Annotated in this window: 16 protein-coding genes; 7 read left to right on the plus strand and 9 right to left on the minus strand. The window is 69.6% G+C overall.

Annotation, left to right across the window (positions count from 1 at the left end; all coding sequences use genetic code 11):
- Positions 1–71: 71 nt before the first annotated feature.
- Genes G8A07_RS05070 through G8A07_RS05085 form a run of 4 tightly spaced genes read right to left on the minus strand, consistent with a single transcriptional unit; the run spans position 72 to position 5,928 of the window.
- Entirely contained in the window at positions 72–1,709 is a 1,638-nt protein-coding gene (locus tag G8A07_RS05070; protein ID WP_195796006.1) for a serine hydrolase, read from the minus strand.
- Between the two features lies 1 nt (position 1,710).
- On the minus strand, positions 1,711–4,170 hold the full coding sequence (locus tag G8A07_RS05075; protein WP_249937225.1) for a TonB-dependent receptor: 2,460 nt from the start codon (positions 4,168–4,170) through the stop codon (positions 1,711–1,713).
- 55 nt (positions 4,171–4,225) lie between these two features.
- Complete coding sequence (locus G8A07_RS05080) at positions 4,226–5,599, minus strand: MFS transporter (protein ID WP_195796007.1); 1,374 nt, start codon at positions 5,597–5,599, stop codon at positions 4,226–4,228.
- Positions 5,596–5,928: an STN domain-containing protein gene (locus G8A07_RS05085; protein WP_195796008.1), complete on the minus strand. Its 333-nt coding sequence runs from the start codon at positions 5,926–5,928 to the stop codon at positions 5,596–5,598. The genes G8A07_RS05080 and G8A07_RS05085 overlap by 4 nt, the downstream gene beginning before the upstream one ends.
- 349 nt (positions 5,929–6,277) lie before the next feature.
- On the opposite strand from G8A07_RS05085, the gene G8A07_RS05090 reads away from it, so the two are divergent.
- Both G8A07_RS05090 and G8A07_RS05095 read left to right on the plus strand, forming a co-directional pair.
- On the plus strand, positions 6,278–6,859 hold the full coding sequence (locus G8A07_RS05090; RefSeq protein WP_195796009.1) for an RNA polymerase sigma factor: 582 nt from the start codon (positions 6,278–6,280) through the stop codon (positions 6,857–6,859).
- Positions 6,856–7,878, plus strand: a complete 1,023-nt coding sequence (locus tag G8A07_RS05095) for a FecR family protein (protein WP_195796010.1) — start codon at positions 6,856–6,858, stop codon at positions 7,876–7,878. Before G8A07_RS05090 ends, G8A07_RS05095 begins: the two co-directional genes overlap by 4 nt.
- Before the next feature lie 37 nt (positions 7,879–7,915).
- Here G8A07_RS05095 and G8A07_RS05100 read toward each other — a convergent pair whose 3' ends face one another.
- Positions 7,916–8,161: a hypothetical protein gene (locus tag G8A07_RS05100; RefSeq protein WP_195796011.1), complete on the minus strand. Its 246-nt coding sequence runs from the start codon at positions 8,159–8,161 to the stop codon at positions 7,916–7,918.
- A gap of 359 nt (positions 8,162–8,520) precedes the next feature.
- On the opposite strand from G8A07_RS05100, the gene G8A07_RS05105 reads away from it, so the two are divergent.
- The 3 genes from G8A07_RS05105 (at position 8,521) to G8A07_RS05115 (ending at position 10,750) form a co-directional block, all read left to right on the plus strand.
- On the plus strand, positions 8,521–8,706 hold the full coding sequence (locus tag G8A07_RS05105) for a hypothetical protein (RefSeq protein ID WP_195796012.1): 186 nt from the start codon (positions 8,521–8,523) through the stop codon (positions 8,704–8,706).
- 71 nt (positions 8,707–8,777) lie between these two features.
- Positions 8,778–10,043, plus strand: coding sequence for a bifunctional diguanylate cyclase/phosphodiesterase (locus G8A07_RS05110; RefSeq protein WP_195796013.1), 1,266 nt, complete (start codon positions 8,778–8,780; stop codon positions 10,041–10,043).
- A 62-nt stretch (positions 10,044–10,105) separates the two neighbouring features.
- Positions 10,106–10,750 carry a YitT family protein gene (locus G8A07_RS05115; protein ID WP_249937226.1) on the plus strand — a complete coding sequence of 215 codons (645 nt, stop codon included), beginning with the start codon at positions 10,106–10,108 and terminating at the stop codon, positions 10,748–10,750.
- Positions 10,751–11,140: 390 nt separating this feature from the next.
- Here the strand turns inward: G8A07_RS05115 and G8A07_RS05120 are convergent, their stop codons facing one another.
- Positions 11,141–11,422, minus strand: a complete 282-nt coding sequence (locus G8A07_RS05120) for an HU family DNA-binding protein (RefSeq protein WP_195796014.1) — start codon at positions 11,420–11,422, stop codon at positions 11,141–11,143.
- A gap of 198 nt (positions 11,423–11,620) precedes the next feature.
- Between G8A07_RS05120 and G8A07_RS05125 the strand changes: the two genes are divergently transcribed.
- Positions 11,621–12,301, plus strand: a complete 681-nt coding sequence (locus G8A07_RS05125) for a glutathione S-transferase N-terminal domain-containing protein (RefSeq protein WP_195796015.1) — start codon at positions 11,621–11,623, stop codon at positions 12,299–12,301.
- Here G8A07_RS05125 and garD read toward each other — a convergent pair.
- From garD to G8A07_RS05140, 3 genes are all read right to left on the minus strand, one after another.
- A complete protein-coding gene (gene garD, locus G8A07_RS05130; protein WP_195796016.1) occupies positions 12,279–13,865 on the minus strand; it encodes a galactarate dehydratase in 1,587 nt (528 codons plus the stop codon). The two genes, G8A07_RS05125 and garD, sit on opposite strands and share 23 nt — an antisense overlap.
- A gap of 110 nt (positions 13,866–13,975) precedes the next feature.
- On the minus strand, positions 13,976–14,920 hold the full coding sequence (locus G8A07_RS05135; RefSeq protein WP_195797598.1) for a tripartite tricarboxylate transporter substrate binding protein: 945 nt from the start codon (positions 14,918–14,920) through the stop codon (positions 13,976–13,978).
- A 77-nt stretch (positions 14,921–14,997) separates the two neighbouring features.
- Complete coding sequence (locus G8A07_RS05140; RefSeq protein WP_195796017.1) at positions 14,998–16,155, minus strand: mandelate racemase/muconate lactonizing enzyme family protein; 1,158 nt, start codon at positions 16,153–16,155, stop codon at positions 14,998–15,000.
- A gap of 199 nt (positions 16,156–16,354) precedes the next feature.
- Here G8A07_RS05140 and G8A07_RS05145 point away from each other — a divergent pair, with 199 nt between their 5' ends.
- Entirely contained in the window at positions 16,355–17,329 is a 975-nt protein-coding gene (locus G8A07_RS05145) for a LacI family DNA-binding transcriptional regulator (RefSeq protein ID WP_256441112.1), read from the plus strand.
- Positions 17,330–17,350: the final 21 nt, after the last annotated feature.

Here is a 17,350-nt window from a genome sequence, read left to right on the forward strand (position 1 = left end):
CTCAAGACGAACCGCGGCAGCGATTCCGCGGCAATTTCGGGTAAGTACCGAGCGTCGATCGCGCTGGAGGTTCAGCCGATCGCCCGATCGAATCGAAGACCGCGCGTGCGCCAGGTGTCGAGCTGGAACCCGATGACGCGACCGGCTTCACGCTGCACATTCAGCGTGCCGCGCAAGGGCAGGAAGGGATCCTCCATCTGCCAGCCGAAGACGTCGCTGGCGTAGGCATCCAGGGTCATCGACGTCGTGCCATAGTGCCCCGCGACGCGCAGCAGCAGGCGCTCACCCTCGAACGCCATCGTCGCTTCGGCATCCAGGTCCGGCGCCAGGTAGCGGCCGACCAGCGCCGAGCCCGCCTCCGCCAGCGATGGCGGAGGGCTGGGCAAGCGCTGGGCCCGCTCGGCGTGGCCGCCTTCGCTGAAGAGCAGCGTGTCGGGCGGCTCGCCTGCCAGGGCCTGCGACGGCATCTCCAGCGGACCGATGGCGAGATCCTGGATGCGCAGCCGCAGGGCCTCGCCCTCGTCGCGCAGCGACAGCGGCGGGCCGTTGAGGAAGCTCAGGCCGAGCGTTCCGTCCCCGCCCTCGGCGAAGCCGATCACGAGGCCGGAGTCCGGGGCGTGATAGCGCGTCCCGAGCATGGCCCGAAAGCGCGCCGCATCGGCCTTGGGCGGTGGCGGCCGCAGCGCGTCGCCGAGCACGAGGTCGACGACCTGGTAGGCCAGCTGCACGGGGCTGGCCTGCACCCCGTTGGCCATGATGACGATGTCCAGCGCATGGGCTGGTGCGGTGAGGATCTGGCAGCTGCCGCCCACGACACCACCGGCATGGTGGATCAGCTCCACCCCGCGGTAGTCGTGCCGCATCAGGCCCAGCGCGTAGGGCAGCCGCAGGCGGTTGCCGAGCGCTGCGGGGGACAGCAGTTGATCCCAGCTGCGCGCGCTGCCCACGATCTTGTGCGGCGAGCGCAGATGGGCCAGCCAGCGCAGCATGTCGTCCACCGTGGTCACGGTCGCGCCGTCGCCGCTGGCCTCCTCGCTTGGGAAGATGCCGCGCCGCCAGCCGCCGCCGAGCTCCGGCGGCACCGGCACATGCAGGGTGGCCATGCCGGGGTGGATCTCGAAGTCGCTGCGTACCGAGGCCGTGTCGGCCATGCCCAGCGGGTCGAACAGGCGTGCCTTCAGGAAGGCCTCGTAGCTCATGCCGCTGACGCGCGCGATGATCTGCGACAGCTGGTGATAGCCGCCATTGCTATAGATCATCTTCTCGCCCGGCGCGAAGTTGGCGTCGGTCTGGCGCCGCATCAGGGCCATCGCCGCGCCGGCCGGCTTGATGCCCATGCCGTCGGCCAGGAAGCCGGCGTCCAGGTAGCAGCGCTGGCCGCCGGTGTGAGACATCAGCTGGCGCAGCGTGGGTTCGCCGCGGGGCGCCGGCAGCTCGGGCAGATAGCGGCGCACGCCGGCATCGATCTCCAGCAGGCCCTCCTCGGCCAGCAGCAGGATCGCCAGGCTGGTGAAATGCTTGCTGGAGGAGCCGATCGGCATGCGGGTGGCGGGCGTGTTGGCCACCGCATGTTCGAGACTGGCCATGCCGAAGCCCCGGCGATACAGCAGCCGGCCCCGATGGGCGATGCCGACAACCAGGCCCGGTGCGTCATGCCGGTCAAAGGGCTGGAACAGCGTGTCCAGCGCGGTGTTGTTCGTGCCGCCCATGTCAGAAAGGTACCGTCACGGTGGCGCCCAGGGTGCGTGGCTGCGCCAGGTTCACCCACACCGGACCGCCCAGCGCCTGCAGGAGGTTGCCAGAGGAAACCTGCGCCCGCTTGTCGAACAGGTTGCGGACGAAGAGCGACAGGCTGGCGCGCTTGAAATCCATGCCGGCCTGCAGGTCGGTCAGGGTGTAGGAAGGCATCCAGTACGGCGGCACCGCGGCGCTGCCATCCAGGCCGCCATTGCGCCGCCCCACATAGCGCTGGGCCAGGCTCAGGTAGCTGGCATGACCCGACAGGCTGAAGGCATAGCTGGCCTGCAGGCTGGCCGAGAAGCGGGCGCTGTTGGGAAGCCTGGTGCCCGCCGGCGCGTTCAGACCCGGCGCGTCCTCGCTGAGCTTGGCGTCGATCAGGGCCGCGTTACCGCCGAAGCTCCAATGCCGGTCGGGCCGGTAGTTCAGCACCAGTTCCGCGCCGTTCACCCGGGCCGAGCCGGCGTTGGTCACAACCGACAGGCCGTTGATCGGCTGCAGCTGCTGCAGGTCCTTCCAGTCGAGCCGGAACACGGCGGCCTCGATCGAGAACCGCTTGTCCAGCAGATCCGCCTTGTAGCCGGCCTCGTAGCTGACGAGCGTGTCGGGGCGGAACGCGGGCGGTGCGGTGGGTTCGCCGGTGTTGAGATCGCGCAGCACGGCATTCGGGCCGCCGGGCCGGTAGCCGCTGGCGCCGCGCACATAGACCGAGCTGGCCGGCGTCAGGGCATAGCGGGCCGTGAGCAACCAGGTGCGGCTCGTGTCGCTGGACTCGGCGTCGATCGCCTGCGCGCCCCCGGCCAGCAGGCCGTCGCTCTGCTGCACGTAATGCTGCTTGTTGCGGGCGCTGCGCAGGCCGCCGGTCAGGGACAGGCCGTTGGCGAACTTCCAGGTCAGGTCTCCGTAGAGCGCCACTTCGCGGTAGGAGCCCGGGATGCCGGCAACCAGCAGCTCCGGCCCCGGGGTGCCATCGGCCAGGGTGGTGGCGACCTGCTGGCGGTTCACCGAGCTTTCACGGTTGATGTACAGGCCGGCCAGCCACTCCAGCTGCTTGTCGGGCCTGGAGGTCAGCCGCAGCTCCTGGGTCGTCTTTTCCAGCGAGACCGCCACGTTGCCGACGGCGCCGCGCAGGTTCAGGCCCAGCCCCGCGGCGAGCGGCACATAGACCGGGCTCATGTCGGTCGGGATGTTGGAGCGCAGATGCTGGCGCGAGCTGATGGAGTTCAGCCGCGCCCAGCCGAAGTCGTATTCGAGGTCGGCCGCCACCAGCCTGATCTTGATGGAATAGGGCTCGGGCACATGGAGGCGGCGCAGCGTGTCGCCCTCGATCGGCCGGCCCGTCGCCGCGTCGTAGTCGACGAAGTTCATGCCGTCGCGACGGATCGTCTGCGCCGTGCCGGTCAGGCGCGCCTTGAAGCGGTTGTTGGGCTGCAGCAGCACCGAGGCGCGCAGGCCCGTGGTGTCGCCGCGATCGACATCGCGGCCGGCGGCGGGACCGACGGTGTCGGCAAAGCCGCCCGCATGATCGCGGAAGGCGGAGATCCGCAAGCCCGCCACATCCTCCTGCAGCGGCACATTCACCACCGCGCTGAGCGTGCGACCGGTGCCGCCGCCGCGCGTGGTCGATGCGCTCAGCGCCGCCTTGCCCGAGAACTCGTAGGTATCGGGTTCGTTCGTCACGTACTTCAGCAGGCCGCCCATCGCGCTGGCTCCATACAGGGTGCCTTGCGGGCCGCGCAGCAGCTCGATGTGCTTCAGGTCCAGCAGCCCCATGTCCAGCGCCATCTGCGCGCCATTGGCGACCGCCGTGCTGGAGCCGAACGCGACCTCGTCGATGTACACGCCGACCGTCGCGATGGTCTGCGTGCCGGTGCTCACGCCCCGGATGCTGAGGCTGGAGATGCCGGCGCCGCCCGAGCCCTGCGCGTCGACGCCGGCCTGGTTGCCGAGATAGTCCTGCAGCGTCTTGGCGCCGGAGCGCTCCAGATGGTCGGTGGAGACGATGTTCACCTGCATCGGCACCTCGCGCACGGGCTCGCGGCGCCGGCTGGCGCTGACGACGACCGTGCCCAGGGTGTTGCGCTCCTCGGCCTGCGCCTCTTCCGGTGGCGCGGGCGTTTCCGTGAACAGCACCAGCGCGCCGGAGATGTCGCGCCGCACCTTCATGGGCGTGCCGCTCAAGAGCTGGGCCAGCGCCTCGTCGACGGGCAGGCTGCGCTTGAGGCCCTTGCTGGACAAGCCCTTGAGGTCGTCGCTCTTGTAGATCAGCTGGGTGTTCGACTGCCGCGCGAAGGCGTCGAGCGCGGACTTGAGATCGCCGCCGGCGATGTCGAAGCTGCGACTCTGGCCCTGGGCGCCCGCGCACAGGGCCAAGGCGCAGAGGCCGGCAAGAGATCGGCGGCGCGGGCGGAAGCGATTGGATGGCATGTTCATCGTTGTCTCCGTGGTGGGCATGAGGGTGCCGCTCTTGCGGTCTGTTCCCTGGATTTCAGTCCCTGCGCGCGGCCAGCCCGGGATGGATTGCGGCGACCGTGCGTGCGAAATGCGGTTCGGCCCAGACCATCGCCAACGCGGCCAGCGCGAACGCGGCCGCGCCCACGCCGGCCATCGCGATCAGCAGGCCATGCGGATGGGTCGTCAAGCGGTCCGACCAGGCACCGACCAGCACCGGACTCAGCGCGCTCAGGCCCACGGTCAAGGCGCTGCCGATCGCGATCACGCGCGAACGCAGCGCGGCCGGGCTCATGTCCTGCAGCATGGTCGGCGCCAGGACGCTACCGGCGATCAAGGTGGCGACCTGCAGCCCGAACAGCAGATACAGGCCGGTGGCATTCTGCGTCAGCAGCATTGCCAGCGAGGCCAGAACCGACAGCGCGGAGCCGATCACCACCACGCGCACCGGCAGAGCCAGGCCTACGCGCCGCCCGAGCAGCTTGACGCAGGCCATGCCGATCGCCGCCCCCGCGCCGGTGCCCAGCAGATAGGCCGACCCCACGCCGTTGCCGACCTGCGCGGCGGATTCGCCGAAGATGCGCGTGGCGACCACCGGCACCCAGTTGCCGCTGGCCGCAACGCCGAGCCCGGCCAGGCCCGAGCCGCCGAACATCCCGAGCATGGTGCGGCGATGCGCGCGCAGGAACGGGCCCAGCGCGGGTGCTGCTCGTGCGTGCCCCGCATCGAGCAGGACGGCGCCGCCTTGCGGATGCAGCCGGATCAGCAGCACCGCCAGCGCCACGAGGGGGCCCGGCAAGGCGACGGCCAGGAAGGCCAGACGCCAGGTCTCCATGGGCTGCAGCTCGGCCGGCAGCACATGCCGGACTGCCTCGAGCGCCTGGACCAGGGCCCCGCTGAGGGCGATGCCCAGGCCGGCGCCCAGGATGGCCGCCAGCGCATAGATGCCGTTGGCCAGCACGCGGCGTCGTTCGGGCACGATGTCCGGGATCAGGCCGTAGACGATGGGCGCCAGGCCCGCCTCGCCCAGGCCCAGGCCGATCGCCGCGATGAACAGCGCGTCGAAGTCCCGCGCCAGCCCGCAGGCCGCGGTCGCCACGGCCCATACCAGCACGCAGGCCGCCAGCACCAGGCGACGACCCCAACGATCGGCCAGCCAGCCCAGCGGCACCGCGGCCAGGCCCGAGAACAGCGTGATGCCCGCGCCCTGCAGCAGGCCCAGCTTGGTATCCGACAGACCCAGGCTCAGGCCCAGCGGTTCGGCCAGCAGCACGAAGATCTGCCGATCCAGCGCGCTGAAGATGGTGGCGATGACCAGCACCAGCAAGCCGTAGCCGGCCAGCAGCCCGCCGGTGAACGATGCGCGCCGTGGCGCCTGGGCCGTGGAATCTGGCAGGGCATGAGTGTTCATGGATTCGAAGGGTTGGGCATGTTGATGGGGACCGGCGGCCGGCTCGCGGCCGGTCCGGCGATCACGATGGCGCCGGAGACATCGCGCCGCGCCTTCAGCGGGGTTCCCTGCAGCAGCAGGGCCGGTGCCTGCTCGATGGGCAGGCGACGCTTCAGGCCCGGGCTGCTCAGGCCCCTGACGTCCTCGATGCGGTAGATCAGCTGCACATCGGCCTGCCGGGCATAGGCGTCGAGCGCGGCCTTCAGATCGCCCGCCTCGATGTTGAAACTGCGCTCCTGCGCATGGGCGGCGGGGATGCAGAGAAGAAGCCATGCGCCGCAGGCCAGCATGGCGCGCCGACAAGGGCGGAAAGAGGAGGCCGAGGGGAGTGGAGTCATCGCATCGCAGTGGCGAGAAAAGTGCCGTGCTGACCAAGACGAATGGCCGCGCGACTTCCTCGCGCTGCGCGGGTATTCACCGAGCGCTGCATCGGCGCAAGAGGGATCGATCACGCGCGGCCGGTGCGGCGGTGCCGATGACTGGCCATGCCGCGAAAATCGCGGGTTTCCACGGGCCGAGCGCGATGGGAGCTGTTTTATTTGTAACTACGCCGAGGATGGGTCTCGTTCGTTCGTCTAGCTATGTGCCGGCGACCTCGCCCCCACCCCGGCGGGAGGCGCTGCGACTTGAGGACGGGTCTTGGACAACGATGAGCTGAATGCGTGGTTCGTGCAGGAAGTGCTGCCGCTGGAAGCCGTGCTGGAGCGCTACCTGCGGCGCAACTGGCGCGACCGGGACGATGTGCCGGACCTGCGGCAGGAGGTCTATGCGCGCGTGTACGACAGCTGCGCGCGCAGCCGGCCGGACTCGGCCCAGGCTTTCGTCCTGTCCACGGCGCGCAATCTGCTGGTGGACCGCGCGCGCCGGGCGCAGATCGTCTCCATCGAGACCTTTGCCGACATGGATGCCCTGGCACCCAGGCTGGACGAGCTGAGCCCCGAGCGCCATCTGGCCGCGCGCAGCGAGCTGCGGCTCCTGCAGGGAGCGCTGAACCTGCTGCCGGCGCCTTGTCGCGAGGTGCTCGAGCTGCGCAAGATCGAGGACCTGCCGCAGCGCGAGGTGGCGGCCCGGCTCGGCATCACGGAAGACCGGGTGGAGCGCTTGCTGGCGAAGGGCGTGCAGGCGCTGGACGAGGCGCTGCAGGCCGCTACGCAGGGCGGCGGCGCCTCTTCCGACGCAAAGACCGCCACGCCGCATCGCCGGGATAGGAAGACGAGATGAAGGACCAGCCCTTGAGCGCGATCAATGCCCGCGCGGCCGAATGGATCGTCGAGCGGGATCGCCATGACGGCCGGCTGCCGGCCGAGCGACAGCTGCTGCTGGATGACTGGCTGCGCGCCTCCACCCTGCATCGGGTGGCCTTCCTGCGGCTGGAGCAAATCTGGCAGCGCGCCGACCGGCTGCGTGCCTTGCATGTCGCGCCACCGGCCCAGGACATCATCAGGACGCGGACGCCGGCGCTGAAGGTCCGCATGCCGCGCTTCACCTGGTGGCCGGCATCGCGCCTGGTGGCCGGTCTCAGCCTGGCGCTGATGGCTCTGGTGATGGTGGCCGATTTTCATGGCGACACCCATGCCCAGCGCCATGCCACGGCGCGCGGCCAGCGCGAATCGGTGCGTCTGGCCGATGGCTCCCAGCTGACGCTGAATACCGCCACCACGCTGCGTACCGCGGTCAGCGAGGCCGCGCGCGAGGTCTGGCTGGATCGGGGCGAGGCCTTCTTCGACATCGCGCACGACGCCAAGCGGCCCTTCGTCGTCCATGCCGGCCGGCAGACCGTGACCGTGCTGGGCACGAAGTTCTCCCTGCATCGCGAGGGCGACCGGCTGCGCGTCGCGGTGCTGGAAGGGCGCGTGCAGGTGCAGCCGGCGCGCAGCCGGCCGGCCGTGCTGAACCGCGACGACACGGCGCTGGCCGATGCCAGCAATGTGCTGGTCGCCCGGCAGGCGCCGCAGCAGGTCAGCGCCAGCCTGGGCTGGCTGCGCGGCAAGCTGGAGTTCGACCAGGTGACGCTGGCCGAGGCGGCGGCGCAGTTCAACCGCTATGGACGCAAGCAGCTGGTGATCCAAGACGAGGCCGCGGCCCGCATCAATATCGGCGGCATCTTCGATGCCGACAATGTCGAGGCCTTCGCGCGGGTGCTGAATCTCGGCTTCGGGCTCGAGGTGCAGACGGAAGGGGACACCATTCGCGTCTCCAGCCCGGCCCGGCGCGGCAAGCCCGGACGGACCGAGCCTTGAGGCCGGCCATCGACCCGATGGGCGTGACCGCCAGTGATCAGCCGCCCGCCGCCGCCTCCACCCACATGATCGATAGCAACGCTGCCAGCACGCCCAGCAGCCCGCCGGCGGCCATCTGCTTTCTGCGCACCGCCGCGGCGCCGCGCGGATAGGCGGCCGCGGCCTCGGCCTTGCATCGGTGCACGAACTGGTTGAAGCTTTGACCGGTTCCGCTGGACTTGGTGCGGCCGATCAGGAAGGCCAGGTGCTGTCGGTAGCGTTCTTCCGTGTCCTCATCCTGCATATGCAAAGGGCTCCGTCCGAGTGTGGCGCCCGGCCTTTTTTCTCTTGTTCGTCGTGATCGGGGGCCTGGGCGTGGCTGGCCCTACCTTAGCCCGGGGCGTTGGCCCAGGCAAGCGTTGCCGCTCCCTAGGACGGGACATCCTGGCGTTGACGCGCCTCCTGTGCGCTGGCATGCCCTACCGCAGGCCTATCGCTGGGCAGATCTCAGGGGGAACACTGCCTGTCCGGTACCAGATCAGATAGCGACGTAGCCGCTGCATTGCCGCCCTTGTTTGGTGCAACGGGGGCCGGGAGCGAGGAAGAAGAGAACCAACCGCCGGCGCCCGGCGCCGCGCCGGCAAGGGGCTGAAGCCGCAGAGCGTGCGAGCCCGGCTGCTCGCGGCGGTGGTGGCGGCCTGTTGCAGCGTCTTGCTGCTGGCGGCCGACGCGATCGCGCAGCTGCTGCTGCGCTCGGTGGAGGAATCGGCCCGGCTGGAGGCGCAGAACCTCGCCACCGCGATCGCCCGTGGCGCCTCCAAGGACATGCAGAATCTGCAGGCCCTATAGAGGGCCTGGACGATCTGTACCGGCGCGATCTGTTCATCCTGGACCCGCAGTGCCGCACCCTGGCCGATGTCGTGCGCGCGGAACAGGCCAAGGAGGCCGCGCGCCAGGTGGAGTTCCTGGCCTATGCCGACCAACTGACCGGGCTGGCCAACCGCACCCAGTTCTCGCGCCTGGCGAACCTGGCGATCGCCCAGGCAAAGCGGCATCTGGCGCTGGTCTATATCGACATCGACCGCTTCAGGCTGATCAACGATATCCTGGGCCACAAGTTCGGCGACCGGCTGCGCCATTGCCTGCAGGCCGACGAGCAGGCCGCGCGGCTGGGTGGCGACGAGTTCGTGATCCTGCTGCCCAGCGTCGCGACGCCGGCGCGCCTGAATGGCCTGGCGCGTCGGCGGCTCGCGGTGATCGCGCAGCCGCTCTGTCTTGACGGGCATGAGCTGCGCATCACGGCCAGCATCGGCATCGGCGTCTTTCCCGACGATGGCACGGACGAGCAGACCCTGATGCGCCATGCGGACATCGCGATGTACCAGGACAAGGGCCGCAACGCCTATGCCTTCTACTCGGCCGGGCTGAACCACCATTCGTTCGAGCGCCTGGCCTTCGAGGCCGAGCTGCAGCGCGCCTTCGAGGCGCGGCTGCTGGAGCTGCATTGCCAGCCCAAGGTCGATGCGGCCAGTGGCGAGCGCAGGGGCGTGGAGGCGCTGCTGCGCTGGAACCACCCGCTGCTGGGCGCGATCTCGCCGGCGCGCTTCATCCCGATCGCCGAGGAGACCGGGTTGATCGTGCCGCTGGGCCGTTGGGTGCCGGAGCAGGCCTGCCGCCAGCAGGTGGCCTGGCTGGCGCAGGGCCTGGCGCCGCTGACGATGGCCGTCAACCTGTCGGCGCGGCAGTTCGCCGACATCGGCGCAATCCTGCGCGACACCGGCATCGACCCGGCGCGGCTGGAGCTGGAGGTCACCGAGAGCACGCTGATGCGCGACCTGGAGCGGGCCCTCAAGCTGCTGAGCGCCTGCAAGGCGCTGGGCGTGCGGCTGGCGGTGGACGACTTCGGCACCGGCTATTCCTCGCTCACCAGCCTGAAGCGCTTCCCGGTCGACACGCTGAAGATCGACCGCGCCATCGCCCAGGCCATCATCACGCCGGCGCGCACCCTCGGCCTGCATGTGGTCGCGGAAGGTGTCGAGACCCGGACCCAGGTGAACTTCCTGCGCGAGCAGCGCTGCGACGAGCTGCAGGGCTATTACTTCGGCAAGGTGGTGCCGGCCGAGGCCATGGCCGACCTGGTCCGGCAATGGCCGCTGCGCGCGCAGCCGGCAACGGTGAACGTTTAGCGGAGCTTGGCCTGGATCAAGGCCGTGCGGCCGATGGCAGGGGAGACTCGCGGCCACCGATCATGGCTATGCCCTCGTCCTCTTCTTCTACCACCTCCGCTGCGTCCCTGCTCGTGCCGCACAGCCTGTGGGACGACCTGCAGGCGGCCGGCACCGCGCTGTTGCTGCTGTCGCTGGGCCTGACCCTGCTGGGCAGCGCGGGCCTGGCGACCGGCGGCACGCCGGGCCTCGCCTTCCTGCTCGGCTATGCGAGCGGCTGGCCGCTTGGGCCGACGCTGCTGCTCGTCAACCTGCCCTTCTACCTGCTCGGCTGGGTCACCCTGGGCGGGCGTTTCACGCTGCGCAGCCTGCTGGCGGTGGTGGCGCTGGCGGCGGGCATCGAGCTGGTGCGTGGGCTGATCACGGTGCAGGCCGCGCCGGCCTTCGCCGCGCTGGCCGGCGGGGTGCTGATCGGCACCGGGCTGCTGGTGATGTTCCGCCATGACGCCAGCCTGGGCGGCGTCAACATCCTGGCGCTGTACCTGCAGCGCCGCCTGGGCTGGTCGGTCGGCTGGGTGCAGCTGGCGATCGATCTGCTGATCCTGGCCGGCTCCTGCCTGCTGCTGGACCCGGCGCGCGTCGCCTGGTCGGTGCTGGCCACCGTGGTGCTGAATGGCGTGCTGGCATGGAACCACCGGGCCGGGCGGTATCGCGGCGGGCGGGGCTAGAAAAAACGCGCTTCGCGCGTTGATTGATGGTGCCGCGATGGCGAAGGTCTGGGCGCAGGAGGGCGGGCAGGCCTGGCAGGCCTGCTGCTACGTGTCCCCCGGCCGCTTCGCGGCCTCCTCCTTGACCTCCGCATCAGGCCTGCCCACCCTCCTGCTTAACGTTGCGTTCGGCTTTCCCGCGAACCACTTGCGGTGGAGAAGCCGGGATGCGGGTGCGCGCAATTGCGCATGCCCGCGTCCCGGCGCAACCCGGCTCTGCGTAGGGTCCATCAAGACCACGCAGGGAGCATCAGAAGTCAAAGAGCAAAGAGCCAAAGAAAAAGGGCGCACGTCGTGACGACGGCGCCCTTGCGCGAGCGAGCAGAGCCGTTGCCGGCCCTCGCTGCTGCTTTACTTCTTGGTGTTGACGGCGTCCTTCAGACCCTTGCCGGCGGTGAACTTCGGCACGGTCGAGGCCGGGATTTCCAGCGCGGCGCCGGTGGAGGGGTTCTTGCCGGTGCGGGCAGCGCGCTCGCTGACCTTGAAGGTGCCGAAGCCGAGGATGGCAACGGTGTCGCCGGCGGCCAGGGCTTCGGTGATCGAACCCAGCGTGGCGTCCAGCATCGAGGTGGCGACGGCGCGGCTGACACCACTCTTGGTGGCGATGTTTTCGATCAGTTCGGTTTTGTTCATCGGGTTATCCAGTTAATGCAACAGCAGGCGGAAGGGAGGTCCCGCCGGGCCGCCATTATCGACGCCCGCGCGCGGCGCCGTCGCGCATGGGTTTGCAACACCTTGTGGCCGATCCGTGGCCGATTTAACGCGGGCCGGGCGCCCCGGGGCTTGCGCTACCCTCGCACGCTGATCCATGCGCTTGTCACAATGCCGCCGATGCCCGCTCCCGACACCCTCCCGCCGCTGCTCTACAGCTACCGCCGCTGCCCCTATGCGATGCGGGCGCGCATGACCCTGCTGCAGGCCGGGCGGGCCTTTCGGGTGTTCGAGGTGGTGTTGCGCGACAAGCCGGCGGAGCTGCTGCGCCTGTCGCCCAAGGGCACGGTGCCGGTGCTGCAGCTGGCGGATGGCCGGGTGCTGGAGCAGAGCTGGGACATCATGCGCTGGGCGCTGGAACCCGCGGACACGGACGGCTGGTGGCGCCGCGCGCAGACCGAGGCGAATCTCGCGCTGCTGGCCTGCAATGACGGCGAGTTCAAGCGCTGGCTCGATCGCTACAAATACCCGGAGCGCTACGCGGCGGAAGCGTTAGACCGCGAGGCCGCGCGCGCCGCGGCCGTGCAGGCCCTGTTGCTGCCGCTGCAGCATCGCCTGGAGGCGCGGCCCTGGCTGGGCGGCGACACGCCCTGCGCGACCGACCTGGCGCTGTTCCCCTTCGTGCGCCAGTTCGCCGCGATCGATCCGGCCTGGTTCGAGGCCCAGCCCTGGCCGGCGCTACGGGCCTGGCTGAGCGGCTGGCTGGCAGCGCCGCTGTTCCAGGCCTGCATGGTCAAGCTGCCGGCACAAACGTCAGTGCCTTTTCCAATGCCGTCGTTCAGGTCACCGGCGCCGGATTGAACAGCACCAGCTGGTTGTGCAGCCGCCACTGCTCGGCCCAGGTCTTCTTGCGGCCGCTGGCCACGTCCAGCATCAGGCGGAACATTTCCCAGCCGACCTCCGCTATCGTGGCTTCGCCGTCGGCGATGCGACCGGCATTGATGTCCATCAGATCGTGCCAGCGCCGCGCCAGCTCGCTGCGTGTCGCCACCTTGATGACCGGGCATTCGGCCAGGCCGTAGGGGGTGCCGCGGCCGGTGGTGAAGACATGCAGGTTCATGCCGGCGGCCAGCTGCAGGGTGCCGCAGATGAAGTCGCTGGCGGGTGTGGCGGCGTAGACGAGGCCGGCGCGGATGCCGCGGTCGCTGAGCTTCTCGCCGGGCGAGAGCACGCCGCTGATCGGTGCGCTGCCGCTCTTGACGATGGAGCCCATCGCCTTCTCGACGATATTGGACAGGCCGCCCTTCTTGTTGCCGGGCGTGGTGTTGGCGCTGCGGTCGGCGCTGCCGCGCTTCAGGTAGGCGTCGTACCAGGCCATCTCGCGGATCATCGCGTCGGCGATCTCGGGACTGGCGGCGCGCGAGGTCAGCTGGTCGATGCCGTCGCGCACCTCGGTGGTCTCAGAGAACATCACGGTGGCACCGGCGCGCACCAGCAGGTCGGTGCAGAAACCCACCGCCGGGTTGGCGGTGACGCCGCTGAAGGCATCGCTGCCGCCGCACTGCACGCCCACCACCAGGGCGCTGGCCGGCACCGTCTCGCGCCGACGCGCGTCCAGGCGCTTCAGATGCTGCTCGGCGGTGCGCAGGATGGAGTCGATCATGCTCATGAAGCCGATATGGGCGCCGTCCTGCAAGCAGACGACATCGGCGCCAACACCCTCGCCCTTCGCTTGCTCCGGCGCGATGGCAAAGGTGCCGGGCGGCAACAGGCGCTCCGGCTGCAGCTTCTCGCAGCCCAGGCTGACCACCATCACCTCGTTGCCGAAATTCGGGTTCAAGGTGATATTGCGCAGCGTGCGGATCGGCACCACCGCATCCGGCGCGTCGATCGCGACGCCGCAGCCGTAGCCATGCTCCAGCGCCACCACGTCGTCGACGTTCGGGTACTTCGGCAGCAGCTCGCGCTTGATGCGCTCGACCGCGAAGTCCACCACGCCGGACACGCATTGCACGGTCTGCGTGATCGCCAGGATGTTGCGCGTGCCGACCGAGCCGTCGGCATTGCGATAGCCCTCGAAGGTATGGCCCTGCAGCGGCGGCAGCGCCTCGCGCTGCGCGGTGGCCGCATTGGCGATAGGCAGCCCCTCCAGCGAGCGGGCCTCGGGCATCTCCAGCAGGCGCTCATGGATCCAGCTGCCGGCCGACACGGCCTTGAGCATGCGGCCGATCACGACGTTGTAGCGCCGCACCGCCGCGCCGGCGGCCAGGTCCGTCAGCGCCAGCTTGTGGCCCTGCGGCACCCGGTCCACCAGGATCAGCCCGTCGGCGAAACGCGCGCCGGCATCGAGCCCGCCCTCGTTGGCCACGATGGCGACGTTGTCGGCCTCGTGCATCTTGATGTAGAGCGGCGTGCTTGCTGCCATGACGATGTACTTTTGGTTGTATTCCCAAGCGACGCCCGAGGATCCGGCTTTGCCGGTCCTACGGGCGTGCCCTCTTGAGGGGGCGGCCGAAGGCCGTAGGGGGGGTCTGTTCAATCTGCGGTGATCTTGCCGGTCTCGATCACCTTCTTCCAGCGCGCGAACTCCGCGGCCTGGAAGGCGGTGAACTGCTCGGGCGTGTTGCCGACGATCTCGAAACCCAGCTCCAGCAGCTTGGGCTTGACGGCCGGGTCGTTCAGGCCGGCCACCAGCGCGTCGTGCAGCTTGCCCTTGATGTCCGCGGGGATGCCCTTGGGCGCGGCAAAGGCTTGCCAGGAGTAGACGGTCACGCCCTTGTGGCCCAGCTCCTCCATCGTCGGCACGTCCGGCAGCAGCGGCGAGCGCTTGGCGCTGGTGATCGCCAGCGCGCGCAGCTTGCCGGCCTTGATATTGGAGAGGCCGGTGTTGATGTTCATGAAGCTGGCATCGACCTGGCCGCCCAGCAGGTCGGCCATCGCCGGCGCGCCGCCCTTGTAAGGGATGTGGCTGGCTTGGGTGCCGGTCTCCTGCCAGAACAGCTCGGCGGTCAGGTGGTCCGAGGTGCCGTTGCCGGCCGAGGCGAAGCTCATCTTGCCCGGATTGGCCTTGATGAAGGCCAGCAGCTCGGCGAAGCTCTTGTGCGGCGAGGCGGCCGGCACGGCCAGCACGTTCGGCGCCTGCACCGCGATGGTCAGGTAGTCAAAGTCCTTCAGCGGGTCGTAGCCGACGTTCTTCAGCAGGTGAGGACCGATCACGAAGGGCCCCAGCGAGGAGACGAAGACGGTGTAGCCGTCCGGCGCGGCGCGCTTGGCCTGCGTGGCGCCGACCGTGCCGCCGGCGCCGGCCTTGTTGTCGACGATGAAGCTGCCGCCGAGCTTTTCCTGCAGCTTCGGGCCCAGCGTGCGGGCGATCATGTCGGTGGAACCGCCCGGCGGGAAGGGCACCAGCAGCGTGACCTGCTGCTTGGCGGGCCAGGCCTGGGCGATGGCGCCGCCGACGGCCAGCAGGCCCAGCGCCATGGCGGCCAGGACCTTCTTCTTGCTCGATGTGTTCTTCATGGCTTGTCTCCGTTGTTGTCTAGGGGGAAATAGGTTCTTCAGGGTCGCTGGCCCAGCTCGCATTGCTCCCGCGTCCAGATGCGCGCCTGCTCGCTCAGTGAGAGGCCCAGGCCCGGCCGCGTCGGCACCCGCATGCGGCCGTCCTTGATCTCCAGCCGCTCGTTGAACAGCGGCTCCAGCCAGTCGAAATGCTCGACCCAGGGCTCGGTCGGATAGGCCGCCGCGAGGTGCACATGCAGCTCCATCGCGAAATGCGGCGCCAGCATCACGCCGGCCTGCTCGGCCTGCGCGGCGATCTTCAGGAAGGGCGTGATGCCGCCGACGCGCGGCGCGTCGGGCATCAGGTAGTCGGCCGCGCGGTGGCGTATCAGCTCGCCATGCTCCATCGCGCTGGTCAGCATCTCGCCGGTGGCGATCGGCGTGTCGAAGGCGGCGGCCAGCGCGGCATGGCCCTCGTGGTCGTAGGCGTCCAGCGGCTCCTCGATCCAGACCAGGCCATAGGGCTCGAACTGGCGGCACATGCGCTGCGCGGTCGGGCGGTCCCATTGCTGGTTGGCGTCCACCATCAGCGCGACGCCATCACCGAGGTGCTTGCGCACCGCCTCGACGCGCCGGATGTCCAGCGCGCGGTCCGGCTGGCCCACCTTCAGCTTGATGCCGCCGATGCCGTGCGCGATCGAGGCCTCGGCGTTCACCAGCAGTTGCTCCAGCGGCGTGTGCAGGAAGCCGCCCGAGGTGTTGTAGCAGGCCACCGAGTCGCGGTAGGCCCCCAGCAGCTTGGACAGCGGCAGCCCGGCCCGGCGCGCCTTCAGGTCGTAGAGCGCGACGTCGAAGGCGCCGATGGCCTGGGTCGACAGGCCGCTGCGGCCCACCGAGGCGCCGGCCCAGCAGAGCTTGTTCCAGAGCCTGGCGATGTCGCTCGGGTCCTCGCCCAGCAGGGCCGGCGCGATCTCCTTGGCGTGGGCAAACTGACCCGGGCCGCCAGCGCGCTTGGCGTAGCTCAGGCCCAGGCCCTGCTGGCCATTGGCGGTGACGATCTCGGCGAACAGCATCGCGATCTCGGTCATCGGCTTCTGGCGGCCGGTCAGCACTTTTGCATCGCTGATGGGCGTGGCCAGCGGCAGATAGCAGGAGGAGAGGCGGATCCAGGCGATCCGGTCGGCGGCCGACTGGGGCAGGGCGCTGTTGTTGGTCATGTGAACGTTATCAAATTGGTGAGGTTGGCATGGGTGAAAACAACAACTGCCGGTTTCTATGGTCGTTCGGTCTCGCTGGCGTTGATGTTATCGATAACATTGTCGCTTCGTCAAACACCCTCGTGCAAAGCTCGGACAATCCCGCCCACCGCCCCGAACCCGCCCGCATGCCACCCGCCCCCGACCCAAGTCCGTCACCCTGCACGATGTCGCCCGCAGCGCCGGGGTCTCGCCGATGACCGCCTCGCGCGCGCTCAGCAGCCCGGAGCTGGTGTCACAGGGCACGATAGAGAAGGTGCGGGCGGCAGTGGAGGCCACCGGCTACATCCCCAATCTGCTGGCCGGCGGGCTCAAGTCCAAGCGCAGCATGACGGTGGCGGCCCTGGTGCCGGTGATCTCGGTGCCGCAGTTCCTGCCGACCATCCAGACCCTGACCGAGGAGCTGGACAAGGCCGGCTACCAGCTGATCCTGGGCCAGACCGGCTACGACCATGGCCGCGAGGCGGCGCTGCTGAACACCATGGTGGGCCGGCGGGTCGACGGCATCGTCGTCGCGGGCCTGTTGCAGCATGGCGAGGCCGCGAAGCGTCTGGCGAAGCTGGGCATTCCGGTGGTCGAGACCTGGGACATGACCGAGCGGCCGCTGGACTCGGTGGTGGGCTTCTCGCACCTGAAGGTCGGCAGCGCGGTGGCCGGCTACTTCCTGACCAAGGGCTGGCAGCGCGTCGGCATCGCGACCGCCGACGACCAGCGTGCGAGCCAGCGCCGCGAGGGCTTTCTCTCGACGATGGGGCGCGAGGTGCCGACCGCCTTCGTCAAGCCGCCGACCGGCGTCCCGCATGGCCGGCGTGCGCTGGCGGAGCTGCTGCAGCGCGACCCGGGCCTGCGCGCGGTGTTCTGCAGCTCGGACGGCCTGGCCGAGGGCGTGCTGACCGAGGCGCAGGCGCGCGGCATCCGCGTGCCGGAGGACCTGGCCGTGTTCGGCTTCGGCGGCGCCGAGTTCTCGGCCCATCTGAATCCCTCGCTGAGCACCGTGCATATCGACGGCGCCGCCATCGGCCTGCATGCGGCTCAGCTGATCATCGCGCGCTGCCGCGGTGAGGCGGTGGAGCAGCGCTGCATCGATGTGGGCTTCCGCATCATCGAGCGGGCCTCGACGGCCGCCCCACCCTGAGGCCGGCGCGTGGGATGATCC

The organism is Roseateles sp. DAIF2, from assembly GCF_015624425.1.
GTDB lineage: Bacteria > Pseudomonadota > Gammaproteobacteria > Burkholderiales > Burkholderiaceae_C > Kinneretia.